The organism is Streptomyces sp. NPDC000941 (assembly GCF_053599555.1).
On record NZ_JBSFMM010000557.1, the window covers coordinates 1 to 1,210 of the forward strand.

The window sequence follows — 1,210 nt, forward strand, 5'->3', positions numbered from 1 at the left end:
TGGGAGGCGGTGGAGCGGGAGGATCTGGAGTCGCTTGCTTCGACGCTTGAGCTGTCGGATGGTGAGCAGTTGGGTGCTGTGCTGCCGGTGTTGTCATCGTGGCGGCGGGGGCAGCGGGTGCGGTCGCGGTTGGATGGGTGGCGCTATCGGATTGGTTGGAAGCCGGTGTCGGTTGAGTCGTCGGCGGTGTTGTCGGGGACGTGGTTGCTGGCTGTTCCTGCTGGTTTGGCCGAGGACGTGTGGGTTGCTGAGGTCGCTCGGGGGTTGGAGGGCCGTGGGGCCGAGATTGTGCGTGTCGTCGTGGATTCGCGTTCTGGTCGGGCTGAGTTGGCGCAGGCCGTGTTGGAGGCGGGCGGTTCGTCTGTGAGTGGTGTGGTGTCGTTGGTGGCGTTGGACGAGTCGTTGTGTGGCGGTGTCCCGCTTGGGTTGGCTGGGACGTTGGGGTTGGTACAGGCGCTGGGCGATGTTGGGGCGGGGGTGCCGTTGTGGGTGGTGACGCGTGCTGCCGTGTCGATCAGCGACTCGGAGGAATTGCTGAGTGCGGTGCAGGCTCAGGTGTGGGGTCTGGGCCGGGTGGTTGGTCTGGAGCATCCGGAGCGTTGGGGTGGTCTGGTCGATCTGCCTGAGGCGTTCGATGAGCGTGTGGCGGAGCGGCTGGTCGGCGTCCTGAAGGGTGCTGGTGGTGAGGATCAGGTGGCGGTGCGTTCGGCGGGTGTCTTCGGCCGTCGCCTGCTGCGTGCCGGCGGGGGTGGAGGCGTCGGGGGATGGCGTACGAGCGGCACGGCCCTGGTCACGGGTGGTACGGGCGCGCTGGGCGGGCATGTCGCGCGCTGGCTGGCGCGTAACGGTGTCGAGCATTTGGTGCTGACCAGCCGTCGTGGCCTGGACGCTCCCGGTGCTTCCGGGCTGGTCCATGAGTTGGAGGGGCTGGGCGTACGGGTGACGGTGGCCGCGTGTGATGTGGCCGATCGGGCCGCGTTGGCAGGTTTGCTGGCGTCGGTTCCGGCTGAGTATCCGCTGACGACTGTGGTTCACGCTGCCGGTGCGTTGGACGACGGTGTGATCGAGTCGCTGACTCCCGACCGCCTCGCGGGCGTGTTGCATGCGAAGGCGGATGCCGCGCTGCACCTGCACGAGCTGACCAAGGACCTCGACCTCTCCGCGTTTGTGCTCTTCTCCTCCCTCGCCGGAGCCGTCGGTGGCGCCGGCC

Annotated in this window: 1 protein-coding gene; it reads left to right on the plus strand. The window is 67.9% G+C overall.

Going from position 1 to position 1,210, the window contains the following annotated elements:
• Positions 1-1,210 (plus strand): SDR family NAD(P)-dependent oxidoreductase (locus ACWDSL_RS53460; RefSeq protein ID WP_450497030.1); only part of this gene is annotated, 1,210 nt, incomplete at both ends.